Here is a 19,131-nt window from a genome sequence, read left to right on the forward strand (position 1 = left end):
AGTGCATCCTCCTCTTTTTTAAATGGCTTCCTTAATTATAATATCATATTTTTAAATATGCTACACCATTTTGTATTGTTTTTGTCTATAAAAGATATTTATAGCAAAATATCTTTTATAGATTTAACACTTTCGACAATATAAGTAGGATTACTTTTACTAATCTCATCAAAAGAGCCATATCCATACAATACACCTATAGAATCTACACCTATTTTATTAGCTCCAATTATATCGTATTTTCTATCGCCAATCATAATGACCTTATCTTTATCTGTTACATCACACAAATCTAACACATATTCTATAACTTCATTTTTATTTACTCTTGTACCATCAAGATTACTGCCTGCGATATATTTAAAATATCTATCTATACCAAAATATTTAAGTATTGTTTCTGCAAAAACTGTTGGTTTAGAAGTAGCCAATAATAATGTTTTTCCATTTTCATAAAGTATTTTTAAAGTCTCTTTTATGTCTTTATAAATTTTATTTTCAAATATTCCTCTGTCAGAAAAGTATTCTCTATACTTTTCAACAGCTTCTGTTGCCTTTTCATCTTCAAATTTATAATAGTCTTTAAAAGTAGCATGTAGGGGTGGCCCTATAAATTGTTCTAAGTTATCCAATTCTTCTTCTATCCCAAAACTACTTAAAGAATATTGAATAGACTTTGTTATCCCTTCTTTAGGGTCTGTAAGTGTTCCATCCAGGTCAAATAACACTATTTCATAATTTTTTTTCATATTTAAATCCTCCACTTTTTATAAAAATAATACTTTATCTTTTGAGTTTATCTATTTTAAAAAGCTATAGTAATAGAATCTTAATCTAATACTATAGCTTAAATAATAATCAAATCTTATATGTTGTCTTTAAACTAAATTTAAACAGTTTTATTTAACTGTTATAGCTGAAACTGGACATCCTTCTTCTGCTTCTTTACATAAATCCTGTAATTCTGCTGGTATTTCTCCTTCAATTGCAACTGAATGACCTTCATCACTCATACTAAAAACGTCTGGACATGTTCCTATACACGCTCCACAAGCTACACATACATCCTTATCAACAAATGCTTTCATACTAAAATACCTCCCCTAAAATTATAATTATTGTTCCTTACATATTTATCCAATATATACTAATTTAAACATATTTTTCCTTTTTTATCAATATGACTTAATTTATTACAGTCCCATCATACCAATGTCTATAAACTTCACTACTTTTCATCCATGATTTTATAGTATATTGTAAGCTCAATTTTTTATTTAGCATTAGTTCATTATTATTATAATCTGTTATAATTTCTTTACTATCATCTATTGTAAATATTGTAAAATCGCCTTCTCCACCAACTTTTATCCTACCTTGACTTCCTTGCAAATTAAAAACTTTTGTTGGATATTCAGTTACTTTTTCTATACATTTTTCTAGAGGTATACCAAGTTCCATAATTTTATTTACAACATTTAAAAGAGAATAATGTATATCTTTCATATTTTTTATATGCATATCTGTACTTATTAAATCTGGCTCTAATCCTTGATTTACTGCTTTTTTAAAGACTTCAAAATCAAACTGTTCTAACCCATGACATACATCAAATAATACACCTCTATCTTTTGCATTTAATACAGATTCTCTCAAGCTACCAGATTCATTAAATATTCCATTTGTGCTATTTCCATATACAGGTGTAACTATATCTCCCTTTCCTAAAATATTCATTACTTCATCTATATATGATGGATACTCCCCTATATATACCACTAATGGTAAATTTAATTTTTCTGCAATTTGTTTTGACTTTTTAATTATATCTATACCATCTGTACTAGATTGAAATTTACTTGCTTTTACTTTTATACCCTTTATCTTTTCCATATTTTTTTCTACAATGGACTCAATGTTATCAAAATTTATAACATCTAAAGATGTTGATTCATTCAATATATTTAATCCCTCATTAGTTACATTTAAAAATGAATATACTTCAGTCTTACATTCATCCATATATTTTTTCTTAAAATCGTAGTAATTTACAGGACCTGCTGTACCTGCATCAAATATAACTGTTGAACCTTTTTCAATTCCAATTGAATCAGAATCCATACCTGTAGGTAATTTTCTCTTATAACAATGGGTATGAACATCTATAAATCCAGGAGAAATATACATGTTATTAGCATTTATTATCTCAAACTCTTTGTTTATGAGTATTTTTTCTTTTCTTATCATTTCTTTAAGATTTAATCCAATATCATATATCTTTCCATGTAAAACTAAGATATCTCTTTTTTCAAATTTGATACCATCCTTTGGAGATATTATTGTCCCATTTCTTATAAGTAAGTTTTTCATTTATTCCACATCCTAATTACAGTATAATTTCTCTAATAGTTTTTTCTTACATAAAGAAAATAAGTCTAAAAATAAAAATATTCTAGACTTATTCATTATATTATACTATATTAATTATATTAAATTAAATAAAAACTTGGACTTACTTTAAAAAACAATTTAGTATTTGTTGTTCTGCTTCTTCTTCTGTAAGACCTAATGTCATCATCTTTAAAATTTGGTCTCCTGCAATCTTTCCAATTGCTGCTTCATGTACTAAAAGAGCATCTGGATGATTTGCAACAATTTCAGGTATCGCACTAATTTGAGAATTGCCCATAATTATTGAGTCACATTGAACATGTGCAGAACAAAGAGAATCCCCAATAACACAAGGATTAAACTTTTGCTTAGAGTTATCTTGACCAACTGTACGAGAAATTACTTGAGCAGAAGAATTTTCACCTTCCAATATAACCTTCATATTAGATTCTGCAACTTGATTTCCATGAGTTAACAACTTTTCAAATACAACTATCTTTGCTCCTTTACCTAAAGTAGCATCCATTTCTCTTTTAGTTGAATCAACACCTTTAATCTGAATTGTTTCCATTTCACAATATGAATCTTCGCCCATATTAACAATCGTAACTGGATTTAAAATTCTTTTTCCTTCTCCATCACCTTCGCCATAATGTTTTTCCACATATTTTAGACGAGCTCCTTTATGTAAGAAGAATCTATGTATTCCATTGTGTTCACTGTCATCATTACCACAATTATGTATACCACAACCAGCAATTATAACAACATCCGCATTTTCTCCAATTTCAAAATCATTATAAACCATGTCTTGTACACCAGCTTCTGTTACTATTACTGGTATATGAACATTTTCTCCTTTAGTATTTGGTTTTACTATAATATCAATTCCAGGTTTATCAGTCTTTGGAGCTATAGTTACATTTTCAGTTGAATGTCTTTCTATACCTTGTCCATTTTTACGTATATTGTATGCTCCTAATGGAGTTCCACGAAGTTCAGCAACTTTTTCTAAAAGATTTAAGTCTATTTTGTTCATTTAATTTGCCTTCCTTTCTAATTAATTCATATCTTTCATTAATTCACAATTTGAATTAACTTGGCACATGATTTCAGGTAATATAGCATCTTTTGTTCCATGGCTTTTTACTGAACCATCTTGTAAAACAATTATTTCATCAGCTAACTCTAATATTCTTTCTTGGTGAGAAATTATGATTATAGTTTGGTCAGATTCCCCATGAATTTTCTTAAAACTTTCATTAAGCTTTCCAAAACTCCAAAGGTCTATACCTGCTTCAGGTTCGTCAAATATAGAAACCTTTAAATCTCTAGCAAAAAGAGTTGCTATCTCGATTCTTTTCATTTCCCCTCCAGAAAGAGAGTTATCAACTTCACGATTTAAATAATCTTTTGAACACAATCCAACATCTGTAAGATATTGACAACACACATCAGTAGACAATGGTTTTCCATGAGCAAGAGTAAGCAGGTTTTCAACTGTCATACCTTTTATTCTTGGTGGTTGTTGAAATGCGTATCCTATTCCTTTTTTTGCTCTTTCTGTGATACTAAGATTAGTTATATCTTCTCCATCTAAAAGTATTTGACCACTAGTAGCTTTTTCAATTCCCATAATAAGCTTAGCAATTGTGGATTTTCCTCCACCATTTGGACCTGTGATAACAATAAGTTTGCCTTTTTCAAATGAAAGGCTAACATCATTTATTATTCCTAGCTCCTCATTGTTAGACTCGACATTAAAGGAAAGATTTTTTATTTCAAGCATAATACCCCTCTTTTCTGTAAAATATTACATTTATATCCATTCTTTTATTATATCAGTACTTTTTATATCTCAGCAACTCTAAGGGATAAAATATATATTAAATATAAAACAAATTTATTAAAAAATAAAAAAGATGAGTTTTTCTAACTCATCTTTAAAAATCAGTATTATTTAATTATATATGTATCTAAAAATTAACCTTCTATATACTCTAGTATTATTTTTTGATTATCTTTTAACATAATTTCTTCTTTTTTAGATTCAATCCCATTCTTTTTTATTTTTACTTCAGCTACAAAAGCGTCATTACCTTCAACCATTTCTAATAATTCATACGCTTTTTTACGTCCTATTTTAGTTGCTATATCTTTTAGCACTGCCATTTTCTTAAACATTTCATCACCTCTACTCAAATTTTACAATTGATTTTTAACTATATAATTATAGTTTAATACTAAATTATAATTATTATTGTCTCTAATTATATCAGATATTGAGTAAATTTAACACTTTGCAAAATTATTTATCCTCTCTGACTAAGTAAGAATTTCCATCTTGGTCTTTAAAAGAAAACATTCTTCCATAAGGCATATCCATTAATTCTCCTACTTCAACTTTATTCTTTGCCATCTGTTCATAAGTTCCATTAATATCTCTTGTACTTAAAATTATTGATGGATGCGATAAACTTACATCTTGATTTTGCTTCATCATCAAATTTTTATCATACAATACAAATGTTGTAAATTCATTTTTACTTGGTGCTACTTCCACCCATTTCATATTTGGACCCATTTCTTTTTCATAAGTTACCACAAAGTTTAATTTTTCTGTCCAAAACAATTTTGCATCCTCTTGATTATTTACATAGAGAGTTATTTTTCCTATTTTATTTATCATAAAAATACCCACCTTTATTATTAAATAAATATCTAATATTTTTTATATTTAATAATATACCCATATATATTATTTTCTATAGATATATACTTATAATATTTATCGCCAAATTATGTAATTCTATACAATATATAATTTATAGTATCCATATAATTATAGCCTTAATTTACATATTTTAATTTTTCTATATATCATACTTATAATTATGATATTCTCTAAATAAAAAATCACTTTTAAATAGAATTTACTATCTAAAAGTGATTTTTTATATTCTATGCAACTTTATGTTTTAGCCACTTCGTTCCTCTTAATCTTAAACAATATAAGGTTCCTCTAACAAGCCAATCTGTATACATACCTATCCAAATTCCTAGCACTCCAAATTCTAATACAACCCCTAATACGTAGCCTGTAAAAATCCTAAAAATCCACATTCCTATTACAGCTGTCATCATTGTATATCTAGTATCTCCAGCTCCTTTTAGACCTGCGGATAGTACAAAGGATATAGGCCATATTACCATAGCTAAACAATCACTTCGAATTAATTGTGTTGATACATCAATTACATTAGAGTTTTGAGTATACATGCTTGAAATCCATGGTGCAATTGGTATAAATATAGCACCTACTACAAATAAACAAACTGTTGCAAATTTAGTTAGATATAACAAAGTGCTCTTAGCCCCTTTTATGTCTCCCCGTCCTATATATTGCCCCACCAAAGTCGTAGCAGACAGGGCTAATGCATTTCCAATTACATTTATAATAGATGCAATTGACATTCCTATTGCGTTTGATGCAATTGCTGATGTTCCCATAGTAACTATAAATACTTGAACAATCAATTTACCTGCATTAAAAAGTAATTGTTCAACCCCTGCTGGTATACCTATATTAAATATAGATTTTTGAGTTTCAACATCAATCTTAAATGGAAATATTTTACCTATAGATATAAATTCATTTCCTTTAAATAAAGCTCTTATAATAACTATACATCCAATTATTCTAGCTATGGCAATAGACATAGCTGCTCCTGTTATGCCATAAGAAGGTGTTTGTAAATTTATCCCTAAAGTATTTAAATCAACACCATATATAAGTATATATCCTAATGTTACATTTACTATATTCATAAACATAGTCACATACATAGGTTTCTTTACATCTCCACAACCCCTTAGAATACCATTTGCTATCTGCTGTGTTGCAATAAATGGATAGGTGAATAATGTAAACTCTATGTACAGTTTTGCATTTGATTTTACCAATTCTTCTGCTGAACCATAAAACAAATTGATTACACCTGTTCTAAAAATCCACATTAATATTGTTATTGTAAGTGATAATATTACACCAGATATTAATGCTTGCTTGATAGTTTCATTTACTTTTTCAGTATCTCTTTTTCCTATTTGTTGAGCTACAACAACAGTAGCACCAACAGATAGCGCAGCAAATACAGATATAAATATATTATTGATTGAATCAACCATTCCAACTGCAGATACAGCCTCTTCCCCAATATGACCTGCCATCATTGTATTAAATACCCCTAGAAGCATAACAAATGTCTGCTCTATCATTATAGGAATCGCTAATTTTATAACATTCTTCCTTATAAACATCCCTTTTCCTCTTTTCCCTCTTTATATAAATTTAATTTTTAATTATTTTATCGAACTATGAATTGATACCATAAGGTTTAGAATTGTATTTTTAACGTTATAATATACTGTGTTCAAATAATATAAATCTTGTTTAATATCATTTGAACACAGTATATCTTTATAATTATCTTATGTTTATTATTTTTTATGGATACTAGATTTAAAATATTTATGAGTTAAATTAACCGATTAATATAGCTGGATATCAAATGCAATCACTGTATTTCGATAATATTGTACCACTATTATATAACAATAAACATATTTTTTATTAGCTTCATAAAATTTTTTGTAATGGACATGGTCATTTAAGTCACATCTACTAAAAACAAATTTATAAAATCTTATAATATATCTGTAACAAAATCACATCAATTTAAATATTGTATCTTATAGACTCTTTTTAGGATGTGATAATTTGGTTAATTTGAATGCTAATAATTTAAATGTAAATATGGTTTACCCTATTTCTGCCACAGCACCTATACGTTTCAGAAGATATACTGTTTCATACTTAGAAAACATGGAAAATATTTATTTAACTATAGCAACATACTTTGATACACTTGGTTTAGGTACAGTAAGTATTGACAAAGTTTATGGTCAATGGGCTTGGTTCATTGATAATATATATGACTTAAATCTATTTGTTTTTGTAGGAAACTATCCTTATCAAATTGCTAGAAATAGATATGATACCTTTGTTGATATTTTACCAGTAGCTATTACTTCTATTGTCAATGGAGATAGAATATTTTTAACTTCAAATCCTTGTTTGTTAAACTCAAAGATTACAGTTAGATTTATATCTAGCCATCCTACTCTTAATAGAACAGTTGATTATGGCAATATTAGAGATTTTATTTTTTAACAGTACAACATGATGTGCTCTTTAAAACAATGTAACCCTTTAGATAATAATATTAATTTAACATAACGACCTTAGCTAGTACATCATGTTTAACTGTTACAAATTTATAATAACTTTTCTTATTAAATAGTATTTAAGTTTTTGGGTAGTTAATATATTTTACTTACCTATTTTTTCTGTTCTATATCCTATTTCTTTATTAGCTAATCTATAACCTTCTTTTATCATCTCTTCTCTTGTTAATGCATTTCCTAACAAATTATCAATACTAAGTTGTTTTCTATCACTAAAATACTTATCTAACAATGACTCTTCTATATCTTCTTGAGATGCTAAATGTCCTTCATGCATTATATATTTTACATCGAAACCTTCTTTATTTAATATTTTTCCTAATAAAATACTTCTATGACATCTTATAGGCTCTTGCATTGCACCTAATAAAACTATTTTATAACCCATTTGACATCCCTTTTTTAATCTCTCTATTCCTTTTGAAAATATATCTTCCTTTATTACCTCTTCAAAATCTGCATAACCTTCTTGTGTATATACATCTTTATTAGTTCTTTTTGCCCCAAATTCCTTACCCATGTATATATATACAAATCCAGCCTTTCTTAGTGATTCATTGAATGTTTCTCTATTATACTGAATATTATATTTAGAATATGGAGTTTCTCTGATGTCAACTACACAATTTATATTATATTTTTTTATCATATTAATAAGCTTATCAAATGGATAATTTGAATGTCCTATTGCAAATATTTCCATACAATCACCTACTATTCTTAGAATTACTATTTTATACAATTGATACTCTATCTTACATATAAGCCTTCTACACTGCAAATATACTTAACTATATCTATACTTCCATTTAACCCCATATATACATTGCTAAATAATCCATTTATTTCTAATCCTATTTCCAAATCCAACAGATATATATAGAGAGAAACTCTTTCTCTTAGTGCCAACTTCATAAGAGCATCAATTATATAATAATTATACCCTATTTCTTCAAAATCAAATAAGGTATCACTTAATTGTTCTAGATATGTCCTCTCCTTTTTACTTAGTGCTATTTTTATATGTTTTTTATTTTCACTTACAAAATATTCACTTGCAATTATTATTTATTTACTGTAACTCATTATAATTAATAGTGCCCTTAAAAACTTATTTTCTTGTATAAAATACTTATCTTTTACTTTATCTAAATCCCAAAATACATCAAGGATACTATGTGGAGACTCTATATCCATCATTTTAGGAAAACTATCTATTTTAAAATACCTTTCATTTAGTATTATCTTGTCAGTTCTATCTAAATCTATATATGATAAAAATAAGGTCTATCTTTTTATTTAGACAGACCTTACTTAATTACTTATATATTATTTTAATTTATTATAAAATATGTTTCACAGGTATCTGGATTTCTGTTAACCATTCTTCTTCATTTTCTTTATTCCATATACCATCTATATAAGATTCCCTAAAATGCCCTATTACTTCATATTTATTATCTTGTATCCATTTAAATGCATCTGCATAAGTTTTTCCTAATGTTGAATATGGCCCATTATGCAATATACAAACTGCATTTTCAACTTCGTCTATTTCTTTAAATTTTAATAAATCTGTGTCTTCTTTTAGGTCATTTATCGCTTGACACATCTCAACATCCATATCTGTTTCTCTATATTCACCATCATGATATATATTGAAACAATAGTCTGGAACCATACATGTGCATCCTGATTTCATCATTTCTCCAGCCATTACGTTTGGAAACAAATTGAAAAGCTCATCATAATTCTTTAATACTTTTCTCATAGAAGCAATTTTAACTTTTGGTAGGGACTTAATAATTACATTATTCATATCGACTTCTCCTTTTAAGTTTTTAAGGTAATTACGTAGTTTAATAAGCTTATATTCTTCATTCCTCATTACATCTAATATATCTTTTTCTTTGTTTATTAAAATCTTTTCCACCTCTTCAGGCTTTTCTATTATTTCTTTTATTTCAACTAGTGATAGGCCCATTTGTTTTAAGGTGATTATTTGATGCAATTTTGGTAATTGTTCTGTTGTATAGTATCTGTATTTTGTAAATTCGTCTACGTATTCTGGTTTTAACAGCCCTATATCTTCATAATACCTTAGTGTCTTTGTAGTTATTTTATTTATTTTAGAAAACATTCCTATAGAAAACATCTCATCACCTGCGCATTAGATTTGATTAATTTAAGTTTAAGCCTTACCCTTAGGTTAAAGTCAATATTAAATAAATTATAATTATATTAATTCTTCAATTCTGTCTCCACTTAATACTAAAGTATCCCCTCTTTTTATAACAGTTGACCCTTTAGGTACTAAAACCTGCTCTTTTCGTTTTATCATAACTATTAATATGTCCTCTGGTATATTAGAATCCATTATACTCTTGCCAGCCCACTTACTATCATCGTCTATATTTACTTCTATAAGTTTAGAACTAATTTCACCATCATAGTCATTAAATGTTTTTAATACAGGTGTATTATCATCAACCAAGTCTAACTTCCTTGCTACAGTTGGTATTAACGTACCTTGTAGTCCTACTGAAAGTAACGCTATGAAAAATATTATATGAAATATATCATTCTCTATGACTACTCCTTGAGTAACTGCATAAATTGCAAAAACTACTGATGCAGCACCTCTAAGACCTACCCATGATATAAACAATTTTTCTTTGTTTGAAAATTTAAATTTTGCTAGAGTTATAAATGTGGCTAATGGTCTTGCAATAATTATCATAAATATAGATATGGCCATTGCTATACCAAATACACTTGGTAGTTTTGAAGGGAAGGACAACAATCCTAACATAAAGAATAACATTATTTGCATAATCCATGAAATTCCATCAAAGAAATGAACTAGACTTCTTTTATGAGGTATCTTACTATTACCTATAATGATACCTGAAATATATACACTTAAATATCCATTTCCTCCAACATACTCACTAAGTGCATAAGAAAGTAACGCAATAGCTGTAATAAATATAGTATAAAATCCTTCTATCTCAAAATTTGAATTTCTCAAAATATAAACAGATAATTTTGCCAATATAAATCCTATTGCCAATCCAAAAGTTATTTGTTTTATTACCATTGGGATAATAAGTTCTACTCCAGAATTATTCATCAATGTCAAAATAATTAATGTTAACATATATGCTATTGGGTCATTACTTCCACTTTCAACTTCTAATAATGAAGCAAGAGAACCTTTTAAGTTTAGTTTTTGAGAACGTAATACAGCAAATACAGATGCAGCATCTGTTGAAGCTGCAATTGCTCCAATTAACAAACCTTCAAATAAACTAGTTCCTATTGCCATGTAACAAAAGATACCTGTAACACCTGCTGTAATTATTACACCTAATGAAGACATCAGTATGGAAGGTACTGCAACTGGTTTAGCCATGTTCCAGTTTGTTCCAAACCCTCCAAAAAACATTATAAATATCAATCCAATAGAACATAATTGCTTTGTTAACTCATAGTTATCAAAATAGATTCCTACCATTCCATCAGACCCAAATAACATGCCCAATAAGATAAAAATCAATAATATTGGTACTCCAAATTTATATAATACCTTGCTTGAGGTTATACAAATCAATAGCACTAATCCACTTATAATCATCAATTCTGTCATAGCATCATCTCCATTTCATATAAATTTTACAGATTAAATTATATCTGTAATTATACTGCTTCTTTAAGTATCAATATGATATAAGTTATATTGTACAAAGTGTAATTAAAATTTAACAATCTATTAAAAATTGAGTATTGTACTCAATTTTATATGTTTACTTTAATTATATTCATTTAATCTTTATAGTTTGAATTTTATTTAATTAATATTTCATTTTTCAGTTGATTATTTAGTGTATTTCATATTTTTATAGTAGATTTACAGGTAACTATGAAATACATAATATTTAGATAAGTAATAAGAAACTAGCATGTAGTATTAGATACACTAGATATGAAATCTTCAAAATTTTATCATTGAAATATTTCTTTATATATATTATTGTATATTTCTTACAAATCATTGTCAATTTATTTTTCTCAAAAATAGAATAATTGCATAATCTTTTTTATATTATGCAACTTATAGATTTAATCCCAAAACTCCCTTATTACCTCTATAATTTCACTATATGATAATAATGTAGCCTCCACTATTGACTTGTTTGTTTTTTCTAAATAATACTTAATCATATAGTAACCACAGGCATACCCTGCACAATAAGGTAGTCCTACTGGAAAATATCCTTGCATTTTAGCTATATCATCACCATAAAGATATGATATTATATTTTGAAATCCAGTTTCCTTTAAGCCACTTTTAATTATTGGCTTTATATAGGTATTCAGTGTTTCAAGGTCAGTCTTACTAACCCAAGGCCCTACCATATCATCTCCAAACATCCATGTTGCAAAGTTTTCTGCAAGACCTTCATTTATCATCATTTCTTCCAAAGTTATGTCATTACTCCATTTTATAAATTGAAATCGAATATTGTGATTACATTCATGCGCTAGTGCTACTGGTAACCTATTAATAGTGTACTCATTTGGAACTATTGATAAAAATATATATCCTGGAATTCCACCATCGCCAAAATATCCATCACTTAATATTGTATAAGGGCTTTCTGGATTTGCTAATAATATTGAAAATTTATACTCCTCAGTATTCAATTTATATCCCTCTTTTATAAAAGACTTTAGGGAATTTTCAATAGTTTCTTTACACCTGTTCCAAAGCTTGTCATTAGATAAAATATTTATGCTATTTATTTGATTTTCATTAATATCTCTTGGAGATAAAAACCCCATCATATCACTTGCCATAATTACATCATATCCACCTTCTTGTTTTGCAGTGATTGGAACGTTTATACACTTCCATTTAAACTCAAAGGGTTTCATCAATTCATATCTGTATATATCCTCTTTCTTATTTATAGGTGCATTAATTATTTTTTTATATATTTTATCTGAGCGTACCTCTATAATATTCATTTTTATCATCTCCTTTAAAATAAAGTATATAGAATTACGTAGCGTCAATGTCAATATATAAACTTATACAAATAAATAAGAGAATCATTTAATTCATATAATATGACTCTCTTGTTTATTTGTAATGTGATGGATTCGTATAATATTTTTAAACATTTATTTTTTTATTAGAATTAATTATGTTAAAGCAAGGATAATATTATTATCTAACTTAAATTCTATTTTAATGTTGTTAGAATAATATTGCTATCTCTTAGCATTAATTTTTTTGTATTAAATACTATATTCTTTTGGTGGCTCCCCTGAAAAATCTGAGATTACAGCCTTAGCATCCTCAAGATAAAAGATTTCAAAAGTAGGATTCTCTTCATTCTTATAGATTGATTTAACAAGCTCACTAGATTCAATTATTTTTTTCTTTATATCCTTATTATCTGAGAATATGACTTTTCCACATAGTCTTATCCAAGCAAATTCAGGAGTTGATGTAGTTATTTCTACATATGGACTTTTTTTAACTTGTTTAAATACATCTTTTTCATTACTTGTACAAAAATATAATTTCCCACATTCTTCAATCATAAATTGGAATGGGCGAACTTTTGGCTTTCCATCAGTTCCTATTGTTGCAAAATATTGAACTGGATTTTCCTTTAAAAACTTTACTACTTCATTCATTTCATATACCCCCTAAAATAATTTGTTGTATTTTTTATTTCTTTAATAATATAATAAACTCATTAATATCTACTGTATAGTAAGCACTTTAAAGTACTATAGTTACCTAATAGAAACTATTGGTATATTTCATTTTTAAATACTTATATATTTAAAATAAATTTTTATGCATATTACCTAAAATGATATAATACTTTAAAGAGGATTATTAAAGAAAGGATGTTATGATTTATGAAAAAAGATTTACCTGAATGTCCTGTAGAGATTACTTTACAACTCATCAGTAATCGATGGAAGGTATTAATTATACGAGAACTATTAGATGGTACTAAAAGGTTTGGTGAAATCAAAAAATCTATTGGAAACATAACTCAAAAAGTTTTAACATCAAACTTAAGGTCTATGGAAGAAAGTGATTTAGTAACTAGAAAAGTTTATCCAGAAGTTCCTCCAAAGGTAGAATATACCCTAACGGAAACTGGTTATAGTCTTGAACCAGTTCTAAATTCAATGCATGAATGGGGAAATGATTACAGACATAAAGTTATTAACAAATAAAAATAACCGTATCGCTTCACTATGATACGGTTATTTAAAATATTGTAAAATAAATATATTTATTTTACAATTTGCACATTTTTAGTCTAATATACTTCAATTATATCTTTATAAGAATCTACCTAAACAAATAATTAGCTACTCTATTTATAAATCCATTTTTCTGCCAATAAATTACATCATCTACTAAAAATGGATTATCTGTAATTATACTATCTACATTTAAACTAATCATTTTTTTCATTAATTTACTACTATTAATAGTCCATACAAAAACTTGTTTTCCTTTTTGATGTATGTTATCTACTACTTTTTTGTTTATAAATGTGGACTCTATTCCATATATATCAACATAGTCCCAGTCATAAAAATTCCCATATGCAACTGCTGTTAAATAACAAGTTACCATATTGGGATTTAATTTTTTAACCCTCTTTAATACATTTTTATTCATTGACGCTATAACACATTGACTATCTAGTCTATTTGATTTAATTAGCTCTAATACTCTTTTTTCTACATCAGTTTTTTCATGACCATTAAACTTTATTTCTATTAGCAACTTTATTTTCCCCTTAGAATACTTCATTGCCTCATCAAGAGTTGGTATTTTCTCTCCAGCAAAATCTGACCTAAAATGACTTCCTGCATCATATGTCTTAATTTCATCATAATCTACTTCCCAAACATTTTTATCTACACCAGTGACTCTTTCAAAATTAGAATCATGAAATAAAATCAACTCTCCATCTTTAGTTTCTTGAACATCAATTTCAGCATATTCAGCTTGAGTTATAAAGGTTTCTTTAAATGCTGCTATAGTGTTTTCTGGAGCAACCAACGCTGAAACCCTGTGAGCCGTTGCTGTTGTGTTATAAAAAAATGAAGTATTAAATAAAATATCATTGTTTAAAGAGTACATCATTGACTCAATATGTAAGACAAATAAAATTACTACTATTTTCAAGGTAACTTTTAATACTGCCCCTATTGAGTTTTTTTGTTTTTCTAGATTCTTTTTATAGACACGAATGTCATTATATTCATAATAAAACGCAGAAATAAATCCAGTACTAATTATAAATATAGCTATTGATGAAATAAATGTTGCATAATCATTAAACATAATACATCTACTAATAAATATATCTTTTAAAAAGTTTGCATTGGTGTAATTTTTAGTCCATATTCCTATCAATATAATAATAACATGATAAATTATATACCCTATGACAGTAACTATTAGAGACAATCCTAAAGAATAAAGTATTAATTTTATTGCTTTTCCTTTTGTAAGGCTAGCGCTTTTATTTCTTGCTTCTTTAAAACTATTTGTATTTAGAGTTACTTCATGTATACTAAAAATCCACCTAATAACTGATATATATAATATTAAAATTAAAACTATATAAATTATATTTAGAACAATATTAGAACTTATATAATCCAATATATATTCAGGAAGTTTTATTTTCCCTATAAAACCTGAGGTTAAGGCTATATTCGTTAATGGAACTATTAGTAATACAAACACAAATAATAATATATTTTTAGGATTCAATATGTTTATAGATTTTTTTAAGGATAATTTAATAAGTTTAAACAAAGTAATTTTTTCAGAAATTCGTGATTTATCAAAACAAATAATTACTGAAGTAAATTCAAAAAACATATAAAATGCCAATATTATAATTGACAGTATAGCTAATATTATTGATAGAGGATTCGTTAATATTTCTCCTATGTTATCAGTACTTAAATACACTATATTTGCACTTTTCATAGAACTACTTAATACAAATTTAATTGATGGTAATATAATCAACAAAGCTAATCCTTTATGAAATAACTCAAATAGAATTAATGTACTCCAGTTATATTTCACCAATTTTATAAAATTATTTAAAATTCTCTTTTTCATGATATCCCCTTAATCTTTTTATTATATTTTAACCTGTAAATAACTTAAATATATATTATCTTTTAATAATTTATAATTTAATATCTTACAAATTATTCTATTTACGACTATTCACAAATAAAAAAAGCACTTTCTTCTTCTTAAAAAAGTGCTTTCTACTATTAACTTGTATTTGCTTATATATTTAATATAGTACTAAATCTATACTAACCTAGTTTCATATGTAATATTGGATATGGATTCCCTTGCCCATCTATTTCAGACCTATCAAACTCTTTAAACCCTAAGTGAGTATAAAATCCCACTGCTTTTTTATTTTGTTCATTTACATCAACATATTTTATATTGTATTTATTTATGGCATATAATATTAGTTTTTTTCCAATACCATTACTCCTATATTCACCTTTTATAAATAACATTTCAATTTTATCTTTATCTATTCCCATAAAGGCTTTAATCATATTATCATCTTTTACACAAACCATAGTTTCTACTTGTGTCAAACCAATTTTAACTAATGGCTTCAAAGATTCAATATCTTTTTCTATTAAAAAATCATGTGTTGCTCTTACTGATGATTCCCAAACTTGTAACATCTCTTGAAATTCTTTTGCACTTCTTTGTTTCATTTCAAAAACTATTTCAGAACTCATAATAATCTCCTCTCCATAATTAATATTCTTTTTTATCAAAGATAGAAATTATAAAGGACTATGAAAGTTAATATCATAGTCCTCATTAAATTTAAATATTATCTCTAATACACTTTTATAATTTACATACTTACATTTAATAAATTTACTACAATAATTTACCTTAGTTTATACTAAAGGTGCTTCTATTTGAGTAGTAAAAAGGAATTTATGGCAGTGGCCATCATTAACAGTAGTATTTCCACATACTAAGTGAACATGCTTATTAGTTCCTGGTATATTAATTGCTGGACCTGTTGTAACACATATCTTGTGGAAATGGTCAAGAAAATCTACATTATCATTTATTTTATGAACATGATTTGTTCCACCATTTATTGGTATAACTTCACCTGTAACTCCTGCAGCACGATGATTATGTCTATCGTCACATTCTTCTGCTAATTTAACACTTTCTGAGTATTCATGAACATGTGTCATTTCTTCATAGTCATTATAACACTTATTACATTTATTATATTTATAATCCTCATACATATAATCTTTTTCACATTTACAATTTTGATAACTCATTTTTATATCTCTCCTATTATATTATATATTAAGAAATTCCTCTAAAGAACCTCTAATATATACTATGAACTGGAGTCAAAAAAGTTCATATTTTGTAAAGTTATGTAATAATTTAATTATTTATCCCAGTATTTAGGACGTACTAGTATCTCTGGTAACTTTGTATTAGAATCTCCCTTTGCAGTATTAATCTGTAATTGTGTAAGGAATACACTATTTTTAAGATTTGCCCCTCTAATATCGCAGTCTCTTAAATCTGCTCCTATCAAATTAGCACCACTTAAATCTGTCTCACTTAGATTAGCTGCTATAAGAAATTTACCTTTTAAATCTGCTCCTATTAAATTTGTTTTTCTAAGGTCAGCTCCTATTAAATCCATACTTTTACTTAATTTTTTCTTATTTTTAAAATTGGAACTCTTTACAAAAGATTTGACTTTTTCTAATACAGAGTCACTAGCGTGTGACAATAATGAATTAACCTTTGCTCGATGTGATATTATATCTAAATCTATTAGTTGTTCTGGACTCATATTAGTTATCTTATCAGTTTCTTCAATTATTAGATTAAGTTTTTCTTTGATTGCATCAGATATATCTAATGTAGATGCTTCTTTAAGATACCATAACATTTCATGTAACTGCCTCATAACTAAAAATACTTCAAACATCTGGTTTGCTAACTCCGGCTCTTGTATCCAGTTTTTTCCTTTGTATGTTACTTGAGCTACCTTTTGACCTGAACCAAAGCAATCATATGTAGTACAACCTCTAAATCCTTGCCTTCTAAGATTTTTATGTACAGAACATTTAAAATCTGATTGTAAGTTAGTACATGGTTTACCTGATTCCTTATTAACAGGAAAGTCTTCTGAAGCAGAGAAATAAAGGGCCACACAACAAAGTCCAAAACAATTTTCACAGTCAATTTTTAAACTTTCAAATAGTTGATTATTATATTTATCTTTATGTATAGCTTTCATATCTATTCTCCTTTTGTTTTTGCATTTTATAAATTAATATTTATTAATAAGTCATTTTTAAACTATTTGTACAAAATTACTTCTTCTTAATTATAAGTTAAAGTGTCCTTTATTCCAATAGTATACAGTAATCTATCAACTCTAATATCTGTAATAATACCTTTTTCATGCCAATGATTTTTGCATCCACAATAATCTAATACTACACATTGAGGAACAAATCCAAAATTTTTCGCTTTCCATCCTCCAGATATAAGGTTAAGTACGCATGCTACACCAATTATACCTACATCCTCAACATCTACCATTTGTTTTGTAAAAACAGTCTTTTTTCTTTTGCATTCAAAAATTCTTCTCTATAGCACCTATTCATTATTTCAGCTCCAACCATATTTTTAACCTCTTGACTTCTTGATTAAATTCTCCTGTAGCTGATAACTAATCAATTAGTTTTCTAAAGTTTTTCAGTGTTAAATCTATATTATTTCTATACTCTTTATTCAAAAATATCGTTGCTAAAATTCCTCTACAAAAATCTGCTGTTCTTTTTAGATTGTTTTTTTCCCTTAATTTGGATAGTTTTATAAGCATACTTTTCGGTATTTTCTTTAATGTTATTGATTTATTTATATATATTTTCCATAATAAACCTAAGACTAATAGTTCAAGTACATATTCTATATTACTTCTTACACATTCTATCTCATTTTGATATATAAACGCTCTAAATTCTTCTGTATATATACCAGTAGATTTGGAAACTTTATCTATTACTTGATTGGTAAAAAGTGATACATCTTTATAATATTTATTAGAACTTTCCTCTCTTTCGCATAACGAATAAGTTACTATCTCTCTCATATAACCCTCCTATATGTTAGATTTGATTATACTTCTAACATACATTTATTTTTTATTTTAGACTTAACCTATATCCTAAAATATCTTTAAATATTTTGATTATTTTTTAGTAAATAACTCCTTAGTCAATATTAGCTATATTTTAAAATTTATTAAAAATATGGTTATAATT

Annotated in this window: 22 protein-coding genes; 2 read left to right on the plus strand and 20 right to left on the minus strand. The window is 26.8% G+C overall.

What is annotated here, in order from left to right; translation table 11 throughout:
- Positions 1 to 98: 98 nt before the first annotated feature.
- From KGF48_RS11860 to KGF48_RS11895, 8 genes are all read right to left on the minus strand, one after another.
- On the minus strand, positions 99 to 749 hold the full coding sequence (locus KGF48_RS11860; protein WP_227828633.1) for an HAD family hydrolase: 651 nt from the start codon (positions 747 to 749) through the stop codon (positions 99 to 101).
- Positions 750 to 899: 150 nt separating this feature from the next.
- Positions 900 to 1,088, minus strand: a complete 189-nt coding sequence (locus KGF48_RS11865) for a ferredoxin (protein ID WP_227436432.1) — start codon at positions 1,086 to 1,088, stop codon at positions 900 to 902.
- 97 nt (positions 1,089 to 1,185) lie between these two features.
- Positions 1,186 to 2,370 (minus strand): amidohydrolase family protein, encoded by a 1,185-nt coding sequence (locus KGF48_RS11870; protein ID WP_227839220.1) that lies wholly within the window; start codon positions 2,368 to 2,370, stop codon positions 1,186 to 1,188.
- Positions 2,371 to 2,512: 142 nt separating this feature from the next.
- Positions 2,513 to 3,430, minus strand: coding sequence for a SufB/SufD family protein (locus KGF48_RS11875; RefSeq protein ID WP_227839219.1), 918 nt, complete (start codon positions 3,428 to 3,430; stop codon positions 2,513 to 2,515).
- A gap of 21 nt (positions 3,431 to 3,451) precedes the next feature.
- Positions 3,452 to 4,180 (minus strand): ABC transporter ATP-binding protein, encoded by a 729-nt coding sequence (locus KGF48_RS11880; RefSeq protein WP_227825061.1) that lies wholly within the window; start codon positions 4,178 to 4,180, stop codon positions 3,452 to 3,454.
- 194 nt (positions 4,181 to 4,374) lie between these two features.
- The gene (locus KGF48_RS11885) at positions 4,375 to 4,575 is read right to left on the minus strand and encodes a hypothetical protein (RefSeq protein ID WP_003420681.1); all 201 of its coding nucleotides are present in this window, start codon (positions 4,573 to 4,575) and stop codon (positions 4,375 to 4,377) included.
- A 124-nt stretch (positions 4,576 to 4,699) separates the two neighbouring features.
- The gene (locus KGF48_RS11890; RefSeq protein WP_227868074.1) at positions 4,700 to 5,080 is read right to left on the minus strand and encodes a VOC family protein; all 381 of its coding nucleotides are present in this window, start codon (positions 5,078 to 5,080) and stop codon (positions 4,700 to 4,702) included.
- Positions 5,081 to 5,352: 272 nt separating this feature from the next.
- Complete coding sequence (locus tag KGF48_RS11895; RefSeq protein ID WP_227839218.1) at positions 5,353 to 6,711, minus strand: MATE family efflux transporter; 1,359 nt, start codon at positions 6,709 to 6,711, stop codon at positions 5,353 to 5,355.
- Between the two features lie 460 nt (positions 6,712 to 7,171).
- On the opposite strand from KGF48_RS11895, the gene KGF48_RS11900 reads away from it, so the two are divergent.
- Positions 7,172 to 7,624, plus strand: coding sequence for a staygreen family protein (locus KGF48_RS11900; RefSeq protein WP_227828629.1), 453 nt, complete (start codon positions 7,172 to 7,174; stop codon positions 7,622 to 7,624).
- Positions 7,625 to 7,783: 159 nt separating this feature from the next.
- Here KGF48_RS11900 and KGF48_RS11905 read toward each other — a convergent pair whose 3' ends face one another.
- From KGF48_RS11905 to KGF48_RS11930, 6 genes are all read right to left on the minus strand, one after another.
- Positions 7,784 to 8,401 carry a DUF488 domain-containing protein gene (locus KGF48_RS11905; protein ID WP_227839217.1) on the minus strand — a complete coding sequence of 206 codons (618 nt, stop codon included), beginning with the start codon at positions 8,399 to 8,401 and terminating at the stop codon, positions 7,784 to 7,786.
- A 47-nt stretch (positions 8,402 to 8,448) separates the two neighbouring features.
- Positions 8,449 to 8,613, minus strand: a complete 165-nt coding sequence (locus tag KGF48_RS11910; RefSeq protein WP_227828626.1) for a hypothetical protein — start codon at positions 8,611 to 8,613, stop codon at positions 8,449 to 8,451.
- Between the two features lie 427 nt (positions 8,614 to 9,040).
- Positions 9,041 to 9,853 carry a MerR family transcriptional regulator gene (locus KGF48_RS11915; protein ID WP_227839216.1) on the minus strand — a complete coding sequence of 271 codons (813 nt, stop codon included), beginning with the start codon at positions 9,851 to 9,853 and terminating at the stop codon, positions 9,041 to 9,043.
- Between the two features lie 81 nt (positions 9,854 to 9,934).
- Complete coding sequence (locus KGF48_RS11920) at positions 9,935 to 11,347, minus strand: potassium/proton antiporter (protein WP_227839215.1); 1,413 nt, start codon at positions 11,345 to 11,347, stop codon at positions 9,935 to 9,937.
- A gap of 473 nt (positions 11,348 to 11,820) precedes the next feature.
- The gene (locus tag KGF48_RS11925; protein WP_227839214.1) at positions 11,821 to 12,729 is read right to left on the minus strand and encodes a DUF2268 domain-containing protein; all 909 of its coding nucleotides are present in this window, start codon (positions 12,727 to 12,729) and stop codon (positions 11,821 to 11,823) included.
- Positions 12,730 to 13,002: 273 nt separating this feature from the next.
- Positions 13,003 to 13,407, minus strand: coding sequence for a pyridoxamine 5'-phosphate oxidase family protein (locus KGF48_RS11930; RefSeq protein WP_227828622.1), 405 nt, complete (start codon positions 13,405 to 13,407; stop codon positions 13,003 to 13,005).
- Positions 13,408 to 13,638: 231 nt separating this feature from the next.
- Here KGF48_RS11930 and KGF48_RS11935 point away from each other — a divergent pair, with 231 nt between their 5' ends.
- A complete protein-coding gene (locus tag KGF48_RS11935) occupies positions 13,639 to 13,965 on the plus strand; it encodes a winged helix-turn-helix transcriptional regulator (protein WP_227828621.1) in 327 nt (108 codons plus the stop codon).
- Between the two features lie 118 nt (positions 13,966 to 14,083).
- Here the strand turns inward: KGF48_RS11935 and KGF48_RS11940 are convergent, their stop codons facing one another.
- The 6 genes from KGF48_RS11940 to KGF48_RS11965 form a co-directional block, all read right to left on the minus strand.
- The gene (locus KGF48_RS11940; RefSeq protein WP_227868075.1) at positions 14,084 to 15,886 is read right to left on the minus strand and encodes a glycerophosphodiester phosphodiesterase; all 1,803 of its coding nucleotides are present in this window, start codon (positions 15,884 to 15,886) and stop codon (positions 14,084 to 14,086) included.
- A 206-nt stretch (positions 15,887 to 16,092) separates the two neighbouring features.
- Positions 16,093 to 16,542 (minus strand): acetyltransferase, encoded by a 450-nt coding sequence (locus KGF48_RS11945; RefSeq protein ID WP_227839115.1) that lies wholly within the window; start codon positions 16,540 to 16,542, stop codon positions 16,093 to 16,095.
- A 168-nt stretch (positions 16,543 to 16,710) separates the two neighbouring features.
- Positions 16,711 to 17,115, minus strand: a complete 405-nt coding sequence (locus tag KGF48_RS11950; protein ID WP_227828618.1) for a YmaF family protein — start codon at positions 17,113 to 17,115, stop codon at positions 16,711 to 16,713.
- Between the two features lie 116 nt (positions 17,116 to 17,231).
- Positions 17,232 to 18,098, minus strand: coding sequence for a pentapeptide repeat-containing protein (locus KGF48_RS11955; RefSeq protein WP_227839116.1), 867 nt, complete (start codon positions 18,096 to 18,098; stop codon positions 17,232 to 17,234).
- 86 nt (positions 18,099 to 18,184) lie between these two features.
- Positions 18,185 to 18,406, minus strand: a complete 222-nt coding sequence (locus tag KGF48_RS11960; RefSeq protein WP_227868076.1) for a DUF116 domain-containing protein — start codon at positions 18,404 to 18,406, stop codon at positions 18,185 to 18,187.
- 130 nt (positions 18,407 to 18,536) lie between these two features.
- Positions 18,537 to 18,959 (minus strand): hypothetical protein, encoded by a 423-nt coding sequence (locus KGF48_RS11965; protein ID WP_227839118.1) that lies wholly within the window; start codon positions 18,957 to 18,959, stop codon positions 18,537 to 18,539.
- Between the last annotated feature and the right edge of the window lie 172 nt (positions 18,960 to 19,131).

Source organism: Clostridioides sp. ZZV15-6388, assembly GCF_020657755.1.
Taxonomy (GTDB): Bacteria; Bacillota; Clostridia; order Peptostreptococcales; family Peptostreptococcaceae; genus Clostridioides.